Genomic DNA, 13,406 nt, shown 5'->3' on the forward strand with positions numbered 1-13,406 from the left:
TGTGCGCAATATCGCGAAGCCTATTATCCGGCGTCGCCCGCAATCGTGGCCGCCCTCACCCGCATCCGTTCAAGCATGTCGCGCAGTGAGGCTTCTTCGTCGGCGTCGAAACCTTCAAACAATTCTCGCTCGGTCGCTTTGGCAAGCGGCATGACTTCGCGGTGGATCTCTTCGCCCTCTGGCGTCAATTGAAGCAGATGGGACCGTCCATCCTTGTGGTTTTCGACCCGCATGATCAAACCGCGCTCTTCCAGCACTTTGCAAGCGCGGTTGACCGCGACCTTGTCCATCAAAGTCACCTCGGTCAGGTCACGCTGCGTCAGCCGTCCGGAGCGATCATTACCCCCGTCCTTCGCATTGCTACCAGCGTCCCCCAACACCGCCATTACCCGCCACTCCATTATTTTCAGGCCAAAGCGCGTGCGGTATCGCTGCGCAATCAGGCTGCTGACGGCGTTGGATGCGATGGACAATTGGTAGGGCAAAAAGCCGCTCAATTGATATTCGCCATCGCTGGCAGAATGTTCAGAACTGTGGTGAGCCGGGTCTGTCATGCAATTGGTTTCCCATGAAACCACAACCTATTGCAAGTCGTCACCAGCCCGACCGTTCAAAATGGTCCGCGATCATTCGTACTCGCGTTCGGACCACCACGGGTAAAAGTCCGGCATATCTTCGCTGACTTTGCCCGGGTAAACCGGATCGCGTTTCTCTAGGAAGCTGGCGATGCCTTCTTGGGCATCGGTTCCGCGCGAAAGGCGATAAATCGCACGGCTATCGATCTTGTGCGCTTCCATCGGGTGGTCTGCATTCATCATGCGCCACATCATTGCCCGTGTCATTGACACAGAAATTGCCGATGTGTTGTCAGCAATCTCACGCGCGATGCTTTGCGCGGCATGAAGCAAATCTTCGGGAGCATGGATGGTGCGCACCAAACCGCCGCTCTTCGCCTCTTCGGCGTCGAACACGCGGCCAGAATAGCACCATTCCAAAGCTTGGGAGATGCCGACAATCCGGGGCAAGAACCAGCTTGACGCCGCTTCGGGCACAATGCCACGCCGGGCAAAGACAAATCCATAGCGTGCATGGGCCGACGCAAGACGGATATCCATCGCCAACTGCATGGTCGCTCCCACACCAACTGCGACCCCATTGCAGGCGCTGATCAGGGGCTTTTTGCTTTCGAACAATCGCAATGTCAGTCGCCCGCCGCCATCGCGCACGCGTTCGTCCGAAAGGCTCTCCACCTCGGCTCCATCTGAGAATATCTGACCGCCGGATTCCGGTGTCAAATCCGCCCCGGCGCAATAGGCCCGATCCCCTGCTCCAGTGAAGATGACAGCGCGGACGGTATCGTCGGCATCGATGTCGTCCATCGCGGCCATTATCTCGGCCCCCATCGTCCGGGTATACGCGTTCATTTTCTCCGGACGGTTCAACGTAATTGTCGCAACGCCATCACTCTTATCGACGAGAATTTGGGTATGTTCGGTCATGCTTTTCGATCTCCTTGCGGGCATTCCTGACACAGTCATTGACCGTTGAAAAGCGCAAGAAAGTTAGGATGACGACGACCCACTTGATTGGGTAAAGACCACAGATCGGCGTCTGCGCATACCTCTTAGTCTTTGTGCAATGGCCGACAAAACAACACGGCCGCCTGCCCTGTTCGGACAAGCGGCCGTGCAAATTTACGACAAATACCGCGGCCTAGGGCCGCGCGTTGATTTACCGCGGAGCCATGCGGATCGCGCCGTCAAGCCGCACGTCTTCGCCGTTGAAGTAGCCGGTTTCGATCATCGTCATTGCCAACTTCGCGTACTCTTCTGGATAACCCAGACGTTTCGGGAACGGGACAGAAGCAGCAAGCGCCTCTTTCACTTGTGGCGGTGCAGCGTTCATCAACGGGGTTTCAAAGATACCCGGCAGGATGGTATTTACGCGGATGCCTTCGCGCATCAAATCGCGTGCAATCGGCAATGTCATGCCGACAACGCCGCCTTTGGATGCAGAATAGGCTGCTTGGCCCATTTGACCGTCTTCGGCGGCAACCGATGCCGTGTTGACCATCGCACCGCGCGCGCCGTCTTCACCAATCGGATCGAGGGTCATCATACCAGCGGCAGATTTTGCGATACAACGGAACGTGCCGATCAAATTGACTTGGATGACGAAATCGAATGCGCTGGTCGGGAAATGCTTGATCTCGCCCGATGCCTTGTCGCGCGATGCGGTTTTGATCGCGTTGCCGATGCCTGCGCAATTGACCAGGATGCGCTCCTGTCCGTGGGCTTCGCGGGCTTTTGCAAAACCGGCATCCACGTCTTCGTCGCTGGTCACATTGACCTTGCAGAACACGCCGCCGATCTCAGCGGCCATGGCTTCACCCTTTTCCTCGTTCATATCAAAGATCGCGACTTTCGCGCCCTTTGCCGCCAAAGCGCGCGCCGTTGCCGCGCCAAGACCCGAAGCACCGCCGGTAACAACGGCGGGGGTGTTTACTGAAACTTCCATTACATTTCCTCTCAAAAGGGGTTTTAATTCAAATTTTTAGACGCGTTCAATGATGGTCACGTTGGCGACACCGCCGCCTTCGCACATCGTTTGAAGCCCGTATTTTTTGCCATGCCGGTGCAACCCGTGAACCAACGTCGCCATCAATTTCGTGCCTGACGCCCCAAGCGGATGCCCCAAAGAAATGGCACCGCCATGGACATTGAGTTTCTTGGGATCGGCGCCAGTGTGCTTTAGCCACGCCATAGGAACGGGCGCAAAGGCTTCGTTGACTTCGTACAGGTCGATGTCATCGATTTTCAAACCAGCGCGCTTCAAGGCTTTGTCAGTCGCGAACAACGGCTCTTCAAGCATGATAACTGGGTCGCCAGCGGTGACGGTAAGGTTGTGAATGCGCGCCATCGGCGTGAGGTTGTGACGCTTCAACGCTTCTTCGGACACTACCAAGACAGCGCTGGAACCGTCGCAGATTTGGCTGGCAGAAGCCGCCGTGATCTTGCCATCTGGTGAGATCAGCTTAACGCCCGCAATTCCATCCAACGTCGCGTCGAAACGGATGCCTTCGTCGATTGTGTGCATTTCGGTGCCTTCGGGCGTTTCGATTTCAACAGGCACAATCTCGTTTGCAAACGCTCCCGCTTCGGTAGCGGCAATCGCGCGTTGGTGACTTTCAAAAGCAAACGCGTCGAGCTCTTCCTTAGAAAAACCGTGTTTGTTGGCGATCATTTCTGCGCCCATGAACTGGCTGAATTGCACGCCGGGATACTTGTCCTTCACGCCGTCAGACATGTAATTGCCCAACCCCTCTTTCATGTGCAGCGTCATGTTGCTGCCCATCGGCACGCGGGTCATGCTTTCAACACCGCTGGCGATGACGGCATCTTGCGTGCCGCTCATCACGGCTTGCGCGGCGAATTGGATCGCTTGTTGCGAGCTGCCGCATTGGCGATCAATCGAAACCGCTGGCGTGCTTTCGGGCAGCTTTGAAGCCAGAACGCCCATCCGGCCCACTTGGCCCGCTTGCTCACCTGCTTGGCTAACGCAGCCTGTGACCACATCATCGATCGCATGCGGATCAATGCCGGACCGATCCAGGATCGCATCCAAAGATTTGGCGAGCAGATCGACAGGGTGCACTCCGGCAAGACGGCCACCGCGGCGGCCACCGGCGGTGCGAACGGCGTCGACGATATAGGCTGTGGTCATTGTGGTGATTCCTTTTTGCAAACACGTTTCGATTTGAGACCGGGTTATGGGACCACGCTCGTCAAATCAATGGATCAACCCAATGCCGCAAGTGGACACCTTCAATCAACCTATCAAATAGTCTGGTCAAGGCGGGGTATTGGCGGTTACGGACGACACGATGAAGAAACTTTTTGAATTGAACCCGGCATTGGATCGAGACGCTCTATCGGCGCGCTTTGCGGCGACGTCTCGCGTTCAGATCCGTGATGTTTTGACCGAGGAAACGGCGCGCGAAGTTCTCACCGTGTTGGCAAAAGGCACACCGTGGGGAATGGCTACGGGCGCAGGCGATGAAAACCGCCAGAGTTTTCGCGCTGAAGACATGCGCACCCCCGAAGGGCAGCGGACCGTGAACGCCGCCATCCAAGGCGCGCATGACAATTCCGCACGTGGGGAATACGGATTCCGCTTCGCCCATTATCCCATCCTGACCGCAATTCAGGAAGAATGGGCCAGCAACAGCCCGCACGAGATCCTGTTGGAACATCTCAACGCGCCGGAATTCATGGATCTGGCTCGGGATATTACGGGTATCGACGCCTTGTTAAAGGCCGATGGTCAGGCGTCTTTGTTCGCGCCCAACCACTATCTTGGCCAACACATCGACAGCCATGTTGGTGAGGGGTGGGAAGTCGCCTACGTCCTCAATTTCGCACCGCCCAATTGGTGTCCGGATTGGGGTGGCTATTTACTTTTCCTCGACGACGAAGGCGACGTCGTGGAAGGGTTCCGCCCAAGATACAACGCGCTCAACCTGTTTAAGGTGCCGCAATCTCACATGGTCAGCTACGTCCCGCCATTCGCGCCAGTTGGGCGGATGGCCGTCACAGGTTGGCTGCGGTCGCAATGACATCCCCCTTGGGCACAAATGGCAATGAGGCGATGTCCCCAATGGAATTTATGGCCCGCATTCGGTCGGCGGCGCAATCGAACGACTTGGCCGGCGCAATGCGCATTGCGGATCAGGCCCGCAACACCCATCCCAGCGACGCCTCATTGGCCGATGCTTTGGGCACACTGGCGTTGAAATTAGGGGACGCCGAAAAAGCTGTCGCCCAATTTGGCGCCGCTTGCACCCTCGCCCCACAAACCCTTGATTACGCCTTGAACCGATCCATCGCTCTGCAAAGGCTGGAGCGGCATGCTGATGCGATTGCCCTATTGGAAAAGCACGAAACCGTTGGTCGATCCGTCGCACGATACGGTAGCATCCGCGCCCTATCCCATCGCGCGCTGGGTCAACCGGCGGAAGCCGCCCATTGGTATGATGCAGCCTTATCGCTGGAACCGGGGCATGCCCTGTCCTTGCATGGCCGCGCCCGCGTCGCGATTGAACGCGGAGAAGAAGACGCGGTCGCACGCTTCGATGCCGCACTTGCGGTCAATCAAGGCGAAGCAGACCTATGGCTGGGCAAGGCCCAAGCTTTAGATGTGGCCGGCGATGGAGCCGGCGCGCTGGCCATTGCCGAACAATTGTCGACGCAAGCGCCCGGATTCATCGCCGCGCATTCCTTTCTTGCCGGATTGCGATTGGCCGCCGGGGAAAGCGACTTTGCGGCGCCCTTTCGCAATGCGGGTTTAAAGGCACCGCAAGATCCCAACATCGCCGCGACCCATGCCGAAACCTTGGCAGGGTTGGATTTCGCAGCGGAAGCGGCAGACGTCGCAGCCGATGCGCGCGCACGGTTCCCCAATGAACCGCATTTCACATTGTTGGAAGCGGTCCATTCTGGATCCGCTGGAGATTTGACGCGGGCCGAAGCCGTCTTTGCGCAGTTGCCCTCCGGGACGCCGCGACGCGCGGTGCACGAAGCGCGCCATAGGATCCGGACGGGTGAATTCGATCGAGCTGATGGGTTGTTGGAAGAAGCCTTGGCCGATGAACCGTGGGACATAACCGCATGGTCATTGCGCGGCATAGTTTGGCGTTTGCTGGATGGCGAAACGGCGAAAGCGAACGCCGCGTGGCTGCACGAACAGGATGGATTGATCCAATTCCGTCCGCTGGTTGCCCGCAGCGACCTTTTGGATGACGCGACTGAACATTTGCGCGTTCTGCACGCGGGATCGGCGATGCCGTTGGGGCAATCCTTGCGCGGTGGAACGCAAACACGCGGCGTCCTATTTCATCGAACGGAAGCGATACTGTCCGAACTGCACGATGCGATTGTGGCAACGTTGGAGGAGTATCGCGCGGACCTGCCGAAGATGGACAAGACCCATCCTATGTTGCGGTTGCGCGATGAACCATGGCGTTTGGCGGGGTCGTGGTCAGTAAGGCTGACGGGGGGCGGCGACCACCACACTGCGCATATCCATCCTCAAGGGATGATCTCATCGGCGCTGTACTTGGTTGTGCCTGATGCCTCTTCCCAACAAGTCGGCGGGAAGGACCGCCAAGGCTGGTTAGAGATTGGGCGTCCGAAATCGGACCTTGGTCTAAATCTCGAACCGCTTGCTTCTATTCAACCAAAGCCAGGGCATCTGGCGCTGTTCCCCAGCACAGCCTATCACGGCACAACTCCATTCGCATCGGGAAAGACCGCAGCATCAGAACGCATGACGGTTGCCTTTGACGTGGTTTCTTAAGGACACATACGAACAGCCATGGCGACAAACCAATCACAAGAGGCATGGAGCGATTTTTGGGCGCTCAATTCGCAAGGGACCAGCGGCGATAGCAGCGGTGGCGGCTGTTTGCCGCAACGATGGGCTGCAATCGAACAGGCGCAGAAAGAAGCGTGGTTCGGATTTTGCGCCGATTTGCCGGACAAAGCCAAAGTCTTGGACTTGGCTACGGGTGACGGTCGGGTCCTGCGATGGATGCTTTCAAAACGATCAGATCTGCAATTGCTCGGTATCGACCTCGCTCCAAAACTCCCCCTTCCCCCTGCCGGCACCGAAACACGCGGCGGTATTGCGATGGAGAGCCTCCCATTTGATGACGGCCGATTTAACGCCGTCACCAGCCAATTTGGCTTCGAATATGGAGACACTCAAAGGGTCGCAAATGAGATAGCGCGCGTATTGGCCTCCGGCGGTAGAGTGGGCTTGATGGTTCATCGGGGCGATGGTCCGATCCTGGAACACAACCGGCAACGTCGCAACGAATTGCTCTGGGCTTTGAAAGAGAAAGGCGTGGCGAGGAAGGTAAAAGCCGCTTTGAAAGGTGGTGCATCCGGGATTGATCGTGCTGCAAAACTCGCTGGCAAAGTCGCTACACAAGGCGCCGCGAAGTTTGGTGAAACATCGCCCGCATGGGAAATTCCCGAAGCAATCCGACGGTCGTGCCTTATGGGTCGTCAGGCAGGTGTTGGTTCAATCACAGAAACAATCGGGATTATTGAGGGCCATGCCAAAAACGAGCTGGGCCGGATCAAATCGTTGGCGGGGGCATGCACCACCGCCGATGCCCGTGACAAGGTAGCAGAGGCTTTTGCAAAGCACGGTCTAACCTTGAACGAGACGCTTGCGATTCGTGAACCGACCGGCCGAGAATTGGCGGACTTTATCACCTTTTCGTAACGCCAAGCCTCTTCGATCTGGCACGCCTTGAACTAGGCGCGTTCGACGGAAAAACGAAAAAGGGCGCCAGACTCGAAGTCTGGCGCCCTTTTTGTTTGCATCCAGCCCCGGTCGAAACCGGGGCTGGTGCATGTCCGATTAGAAGCGGAACTGTGCCGAGACGAAGAAGTCACGGCCCAGCACGTCATACGTGCTCGGGTAAGTGTTCGACTGCTCAGCGTTGTTAAAGTCGCCGAGAAGCAGTGAGTTGGTGTTGTTGATAACCTGACCGCTTGCATCGAACTGAGGAGTCGAAGGCAAGGTGTTGAACAGGTTATTGATACCAGCTGTCACAGTGAAGTTTTCAGTCGCGTCGACCGAAAGCGTCAGATCGATGAGGTCGTATGCGCTGATACGCTCAACGATGTAGTCAACGCCCGGATCGTCATCTTGAACGCCCGAGAGGTGACGCCAGCGCGTCGTAACAGTCACAGGACCATCGATGTAGCTGAAGCGCGACGTCCATTTGAACGAAGGCGTTGGCTCACCACATGTCAGACCAAATTCACCAGCACATGTGTCAATGTTGGTTGGATCGTTTTGATCCGGTGCAACGTCAGACGATTCGGTCCAGGTGCCCAAGAATTGGACATCAAGACGCGCGTCGCCATCACTCATGAAGGAGAACGGAACGTCGGTCGAGTAGTTGACCTGAAGATCGATACCCGAAACGCTGAGTTCTGCGATGTTCGCACCACCGAGAACCGGTGGATTGTCACGGCCAAACGCACCTTGAGCGTCACGTGTACCAACAAAGTTGAGGCAACGTGGGTCAGTCAGATCTTGTACCTGGTTGAAGCAGATATCCAGAGCTTGCTGAAGGCTGATCGTTTGGATCGCATCGTCGACAGTGATGTCGAAGTAGTCAGCGGTGATGGTCAGACCTGGGATAAACGACGGTTGAAGCACGACACCGAAGGTCAAGCTGTCCGAAGTTTCTTCCTGAAGGTTAGGGTTACCACCGAAGAGTGCTGCGATTTGGCCGTCTGGCTGAAGAACAGCGTTGTTGCCGATGTTGCCAGCAGGAACGCCGTTTGCCTGACAGATTGCCAGAAGCGCGCCTGTTGGGATTGGTCCACCGCCTGCGCCGTCACCAGCACATGGATCGTTCGCACCAGGGAAGCCGATGGCTGTACCTTGGAACAATTCACCCACGTTTGGAGCACGAACAGCACGCTGATACTGACCACGAAGGGTCACATCAGGAATTGGTGTGAACTGAGCGCCACCGGCGTAAGTCCAAACACCACCAACGGTGCTGAGCGAGTAGTCGGAGTAACGAGCAGCGCCGTTAACTTCGAAACGCATGCCGCTTTCGGTTTCGTAAGGGATGTTCACCTCAGCGAAGAGCTCGTCAACGCTGTAGCTGCCTTCGGTAGGTTGACCAGCGTTAAAGCCAGCAACGTCGCCCGAAGCCAAGAACTCATCAGGGATGAACCGTGAGCTAACCGAACGGTGCTCTGCACCGAACGCGAAGCCTACGGGCTCAGCCGCACCCAGAGCGAAGTCACCGAATGTACCCGAAAGCACAGCCGAAACGACTTCAAGAGTGGAGATGTCACCGTTTTGCGCTTGAATGCGGAACACATCCACATCGTCAGCCGACAAAGTGTTCAGACCGAAGATGTTGATTTGGTCAGCACCGGTGCCGTTAACAGCAGCCGTGAAGCGTGAAACCGAAGCGTTACCTTGTTGGATGTTCGAGTTACGTGTCCGTGAGAACAGGTAATACGCATCGTAGTTCAGGTACTCGTTGATCTCGCCACGTGCACCAGCAACAACGCGGAATGCGTTACGCTCGTCCAAGTTGCGACGACCACCAGCTTCTTGGAGACGACGACGGATTTGAACATCGACGAGGCCGTTGTTCTGATCAGCGCCAGTTTCCGATGCGTCAAGCGAACGAAGCTCAGCTTCCGAACCGGCATCGATGAAACCGTTGGCAACCAACGAATCGATGTCGAGGAAGGTGTTTACGAGGATCGGAGTAGGAGCAAGCTCAGCGTCAACGCGATTGTTGACGTATGTGAGTTCACCGTAAACTTCGAGAGCGCTCGAAACTTCGTAGCTAGCGATACCACCAAGCAAATAACGCTCTTGTGGGAGCTGCAGGTAGTTGACCGGCGCGTAGTTATAAAGATCGCGCGGTGTTTCGTATGCACGAAGCGAACCAGGCGAACCAAAGATCGCGAGGTTGTTGTTGGCTTCGAACGAAGTACCAGTCACATCGCCATCACCGTCGTAACGGAGGCGTGTTTCAGGTGGAAGCGAAGAACCGAGCTGTTGAAGTGGGTTACCACCAAGAGCGAAGTTCGAGAACGTGCGGTCGCCCTGGAAGATTTCTTCGCGATTGAAGTACTCACCAAACACAGTGACGTTACCGCGACCATCTGCAAAATCGGAACCGATTGCAGCGTGGATCTGATAACGCGAACCGTCGCCTTCTTCAGTGATCGAGTACTGACCACCAACTTCGACGCCTTCGACTTCTTTCAGACGGAAGTTCACAACACCAGCAAGAGCGTCAGAACCGTAAACGGCCGAAGCACCACCGGTAACAACATCAACCGATTCCAGAAGGAAGTTCGGGATGGTGTTCAAATCGGTAATTTGGTTGGTATCAAAGAACATCCAGCGACGGCCGTTGACCAACAGCATGGTGCGAGTCGAGCCGAGACCACGAAGGTTCAGCGACGCAGTACCGTTACCTGGGTTGTTCGAGAATGAGGTCGTGCCTGGCACAACCTGCGGAAGAGTGTTGATCACGTTTTCAACGTTGACCGTACCCGAAAGCTGAAACTCTTCTGCTTCGACGACAGCGACAGGAGCAGCTGTTTCGACGTTGCGACGTTGAATGCGCGAACCTGTAACAACGATACGGTTGTCTTCGGATGCACCTTCGCCAGTTTCGGCGTCTTGAGCCATCGCTGGTGTGGCGACCATGGCACCGGCCATGATTGTCCCAGCCAGGAGCGAGCCCTTGCTAAAGCGGTTCATTTTAGTCCCCTTGGATATGCACGTCAAAACGACGCACAATTCAAACGTACGGGCAGTTACCCGTATGTGGCGGACTTATGACATTACATTCCTCGTCCGCAATCTCACATGTATCATAGTTGTTAGGTTCAGTGTGACCTGTGGCATTCACGCTACAGTTGTGTGTGCAAGGGGTTTATTCCATCTCCTGTGCACCATAGGGTGGCCCAATTGAACGGGCGCGGTGGCATTCGCCGCGCATCATTACAGTGCGTCAGATCGTTCGCGATGCGCACATTTCGGAGGACTTTCGATGGAATTGCCGACTTTGCTCGTTTCGCGGACGCCGCGGGCTGTCATGAAGAAGTATCGAGCTATCCGGGACGATGCCTTCTTGACCAAAGGTGTGTCCATGACCGCGCTATCGGCGGCTGCGGCGATGGCAATGCTTGCCGGCCCTGTGCAGGCCCAAGACGCCCCGGGTGAGGATGCCGATTATCTTGAAGGGCTGAAGGCTTGCCAACAAATTGCCGAAGATGCGCAGCGGTTGGAATGTTTCGACTCCGCCGTGGGGAGCATTGTTACCGCGAGCGATGAAGGCGAAGTTCAGGTGGTCGATCGCGATGATGTGCGTCAGACTCGCCGCAGCTTGTTCGGCTTCAACCTTCCAGATCTTGGGATTTTTGGGAGCGACGATGATGAGGAGGAGGAGGAGGAAGAGCTCTTCACCACGACCGTCGTGAGTGTGCGGTATCTGTCATCACGCAAGGCCCGCTTTACGACCGCAGAGGGTGCAGTTTGGGAAATGAAGAACATCCCACGCCGCCTGCGCCGCATTCAAGAAGGCGACACGGTGGAGTTCAATTCGGCGGCGCTCGGCTACTTCTTCATCCGTATCAACGGTCAGTTGGGCGTAAAAGGTCGCCGCATCCAATGAGGCGATAGTTCTCGTCAGAAACAAAAAGGCCCGGCCATTATGGCCGGGCCTTTTTTGTGCCGAAGCCGGGCGTTCAAAGAACGCCCGGTTCAAGCAATCGTCTTAGAGACCACCGGGCCCGCAATCGTTTGCGAGATAGTCCAGCATCTTGGTGTAGAATTGCTGTTGGTGGGTGTACATCAAGGTACGGTAGAAGTGGTCAGCGTCTTCGAGTGTCACGAATTCGCCCGTTTTACCCGCTTCCTCGAAGGCCTTCTTGTAGTCTTCGAAGTGGTAATACAGCACGCGACTGTCATCTTCAGGATGCACCATCAAGAGCGGAATGTTGACCTTTTCAACTTCCTCAATTGGGTTGATGCCGATCGTACCACGACGCTCCGCCCAATCGTTAAGCGCGCGCGGGATACGTCCCGCACGGCCAGCACCAAGACGATATGTCTTCGCAGGGTCGGCCACAGCTGCACCGGCGATGGCACACTGATAGATATTGTCTTCGCGGCTGGTCGCGACGAGCGCGGCGTAACCACCATATGACCAACCGAACATCGCGATCCGATCCGGATCAACAAGGCCTTGCTCTACAAGATAGAGCGCGCCGTCATCTTTATCGTCTTGCATGGCACCGCCATGTTCGCCGTAACCGCCGTCAAAGTGCGCCTTACCCCAGCCAACCGTCATCCGGTATCCAGGTTGAAGCACCATGTAGCCCGCCGAAGCGAGCAATTGGCCCCATTCGTCATAGCCGATCACTTCCGGTACGTGCGGACCACCATGTGGCAAAACGACCAATGGGAATGGACCTTCACCGCGTGGCTTGGTCACATAGCCCGGAATGGTCATGCCATCGCGCGCAGTGTAACGGATGTACTCAACGTCCGCGAGCGCGTCTTGATTGAGAAGCGGGTTGCGGCTGCCAAGTTTGGCAAGTTGCCCGTCTTTCACAAGCCAGAACGATCCTGGATCGCGCGGACCACGGTTGCTTACAACCATTGTGCGACCATCATACGAACGGCTCGAGATGCTCACTTGGTGCGCGTAAGGAATTTGCTGTTCGAGAGCTTCGTACAGCGCTTTTTCTTCCTCATCGAACCAATGACGTTCCCATTTGGCGCCCGGATATTGAGCGAACGCAAGCGTTTCGTTGCCCGGGATTGAGTGGGTACCCACTGCCATGACATCGGCGTCTTCGGCAGCGAAGACTTCGGCACCGAATTCACCGGTTTCGAAGTTAAACTCCCACAGCGATGCTTTGTCGGCGCCGTTGCGCGCTTCGATCATGTAACCGAGGTTTGGATTGTCTTGGTCAATATGAGCGAGGCCTTGGAAGCCAGTAAGGAAGCGCCACAGATTGTCGTGGTCGTCTTGATCGTAGACTTCGCCGAATTGGGTCCACGAACCATCACCAGGCTTACGGTAGTAGGTTTTAACTGTGAAATCAGAGTCTTGCCCGATTGCAAAGCGTGGGTTGCCTTGGTTGTCGAATTGGATGTTCCCGTATTTCCGTGTGCCGCGCATCACGAGGCTTTGTGAACCAGTGCGCAGGTTCAGACGATAATAGGACCGCGGACGGAATGCTGCGAATGGGTCAACGCCCAAATCTGCCACAGCATCGGCCGCCGCAACGAGAACTGAGTCAGGCTCATCCGGCAATGTGTTGATGATGGCGAGATTGCCGGAAACCTGGCTAAACTTGTTGCGTTCTAGATTGTAGAAATAAGTGGCGTAATTGCGCGTGTCATCTTCCTGACGACGCACGGTTTCGCGCTTAATTTCCCAAGCGTTACCGACGATCACATTATCGCTAACCCAGCGCGCACTGATGATTTCCATCGGATCGGCAGCGAGTGTGCGATACGGAGTCGACAGATCTGATGTCTTGTAGATCTGGAGCAGATAATCGCCTTCGCGGCTTGGGTTGATGTGGACCAGCAAGTGCTCACCATCAGGTGAAATTTGCACTGCGTTCACAACATCCCGCAGCGCCCAAACATCGATTGGAACCGATGATGTTGCTTGCGTTTCGGAGGGTGCAGCCACGCTAAGACCAAGCGCGGATACGCCCAACATTGCGGCCATAAGAGGCTTCTTCAAAATCTTCATGGTCAAACTCTTTTCAGTTTTGTGTTCCAGTGATCCCCACGTTTTCACGTCACCTCCACTCGGT

Annotated in this window: 10 protein-coding genes; 4 read left to right on the forward strand and 6 right to left on the reverse strand. The window is 56.0% G+C overall.

The genetic code is table 11. The features are described 5' to 3' along the window. Window positions 1–23: 23 nt before the first annotated feature. The 4 genes from BQ8290_RS01200 to BQ8290_RS01215 all read right to left on the reverse strand — a co-directional run bounded on the left by BQ8290_RS01200 (window position 24) and on the right by BQ8290_RS01215 (window position 3,723). A complete protein-coding gene (locus BQ8290_RS01200; protein WP_108791707.1) occupies window positions 24–554 on the reverse strand; it encodes a MarR family transcriptional regulator in 531 nt (176 codons plus the stop codon). A gap of 72 nt (window positions 555–626) precedes the next feature. Continuing rightward, entirely contained in the window at window positions 627–1,499 is an 873-nt protein-coding gene (locus BQ8290_RS01205) for an enoyl-CoA hydratase-related protein (RefSeq protein WP_108786926.1), read from the reverse strand. Window positions 1,500–1,731: 232 nt separating this feature from the next. Next, complete coding sequence (locus BQ8290_RS01210; protein ID WP_108786928.1) at window positions 1,732–2,517, reverse strand: SDR family NAD(P)-dependent oxidoreductase; 786 nt, start codon at window positions 2,515–2,517, stop codon at window positions 1,732–1,734. Window positions 2,518–2,553: 36 nt separating this feature from the next. Continuing rightward, window positions 2,554–3,723 (reverse strand): acetyl-CoA C-acetyltransferase, encoded by a 1,170-nt coding sequence (locus BQ8290_RS01215; RefSeq protein WP_108786930.1) that lies wholly within the window; start codon window positions 3,721–3,723, stop codon window positions 2,554–2,556. 160 nt (window positions 3,724–3,883) lie between these two features. Here BQ8290_RS01215 and BQ8290_RS01220 point away from each other — a divergent pair, with 160 nt between their 5' ends. The 3 genes from BQ8290_RS01220 to BQ8290_RS01230 are packed head-to-tail and all read left to right on the forward strand — an operon-like array spanning window position 3,884 to window position 7,290. Next, window positions 3,884–4,615 (forward strand): 2OG-Fe(II) oxygenase family protein, encoded by a 732-nt coding sequence (locus tag BQ8290_RS01220; protein ID WP_108786932.1) that lies wholly within the window; start codon window positions 3,884–3,886, stop codon window positions 4,613–4,615. After that, window positions 4,612–6,354 carry a putative 2OG-Fe(II) oxygenase gene (locus BQ8290_RS01225; protein WP_108791709.1) on the forward strand — a complete coding sequence of 581 codons (1,743 nt, stop codon included), beginning with the start codon at window positions 4,612–4,614 and terminating at the stop codon, window positions 6,352–6,354. Before BQ8290_RS01220 ends, BQ8290_RS01225 begins: the two co-directional genes overlap by 4 nt. Window positions 6,355–6,372: 18 nt before the next feature. Continuing rightward, the gene (locus BQ8290_RS01230) at window positions 6,373–7,290 is read left to right on the forward strand and encodes a methyltransferase domain-containing protein (RefSeq protein ID WP_108786934.1); all 918 of its coding nucleotides are present in this window, start codon (window positions 6,373–6,375) and stop codon (window positions 7,288–7,290) included. Between the two features lie 138 nt (window positions 7,291–7,428). Here the strand turns inward: BQ8290_RS01230 and BQ8290_RS01235 are convergent, their stop codons facing one another. Continuing rightward, the gene (locus tag BQ8290_RS01235; protein ID WP_108786936.1) at window positions 7,429–10,326 is read right to left on the reverse strand and encodes a TonB-dependent receptor domain-containing protein; all 2,898 of its coding nucleotides are present in this window, start codon (window positions 10,324–10,326) and stop codon (window positions 7,429–7,431) included. Between the two features lie 391 nt (window positions 10,327–10,717). On the opposite strand from BQ8290_RS01235, the gene BQ8290_RS01240 reads away from it, so the two are divergent. Then, complete coding sequence (locus tag BQ8290_RS01240) at window positions 10,718–11,242, forward strand: hypothetical protein (protein ID WP_337660886.1); 525 nt, start codon at window positions 10,718–10,720, stop codon at window positions 11,240–11,242. Between the two features lie 102 nt (window positions 11,243–11,344). Here BQ8290_RS01240 and BQ8290_RS01245 read toward each other — a convergent pair whose 3' ends face one another. Next, window positions 11,345–13,342, reverse strand: coding sequence for a prolyl oligopeptidase family serine peptidase (locus BQ8290_RS01245; protein WP_108786938.1), 1,998 nt, complete (start codon window positions 13,340–13,342; stop codon window positions 11,345–11,347). Between the last annotated feature and the right edge of the window lie 64 nt (window positions 13,343–13,406).

The sequence above is a fragment of the Erythrobacter sp. Alg231-14 genome, from assembly GCF_900149685.1.
Classification (GTDB): domain Bacteria; phylum Pseudomonadota; class Alphaproteobacteria; order Sphingomonadales; family Sphingomonadaceae; genus Erythrobacter.

Coding starts and splice junctions, on each gene's coding strand:
- BQ8290_RS01215 (WP_108786930.1), bottom strand. CDS start 3,723: ATGACCACAGCCTATATCGTCGACGCCGTTCGCACCGCCGGTGGCCGC.
- BQ8290_RS01245 (WP_108786938.1), bottom strand. CDS start 13,342: ATGAAGATTTTGAAGAAGCCTCTTATGGCCGCAATGTTGGGCGTATCC.
- BQ8290_RS01235 (WP_108786936.1), bottom strand. CDS start 10,326: ATGAACCGCTTTAGCAAGGGCTCGCTCCTGGCTGGGACAATCATGGCC.
- BQ8290_RS01200 (WP_108791707.1), bottom strand. CDS start 554: ATGACAGACCCGGCTCACCACAGTTCTGAACATTCTGCCAGCGATGGC.
- BQ8290_RS01240 (WP_337660886.1), top strand. CDS start 10,718: ATGACCGCGCTATCGGCGGCTGCGGCGATGGCAATGCTTGCCGGCCCT.
- BQ8290_RS01230 (WP_108786934.1), top strand. CDS start 6,373: ATGGCGACAAACCAATCACAAGAGGCATGGAGCGATTTTTGGGCGCTC.
- BQ8290_RS01220 (WP_108786932.1), top strand. CDS start 3,884: ATGAAGAAACTTTTTGAATTGAACCCGGCATTGGATCGAGACGCTCTA.
- BQ8290_RS01225 (WP_108791709.1), top strand. CDS start 4,612: ATGACATCCCCCTTGGGCACAAATGGCAATGAGGCGATGTCCCCAATG.
- BQ8290_RS01205 (WP_108786926.1), bottom strand. CDS start 1,499: ATGACCGAACATACCCAAATTCTCGTCGATAAGAGTGATGGCGTTGCG.
- BQ8290_RS01210 (WP_108786928.1), bottom strand. CDS start 2,517: ATGGAAGTTTCAGTAAACACCCCCGCCGTTGTTACCGGCGGTGCTTCG.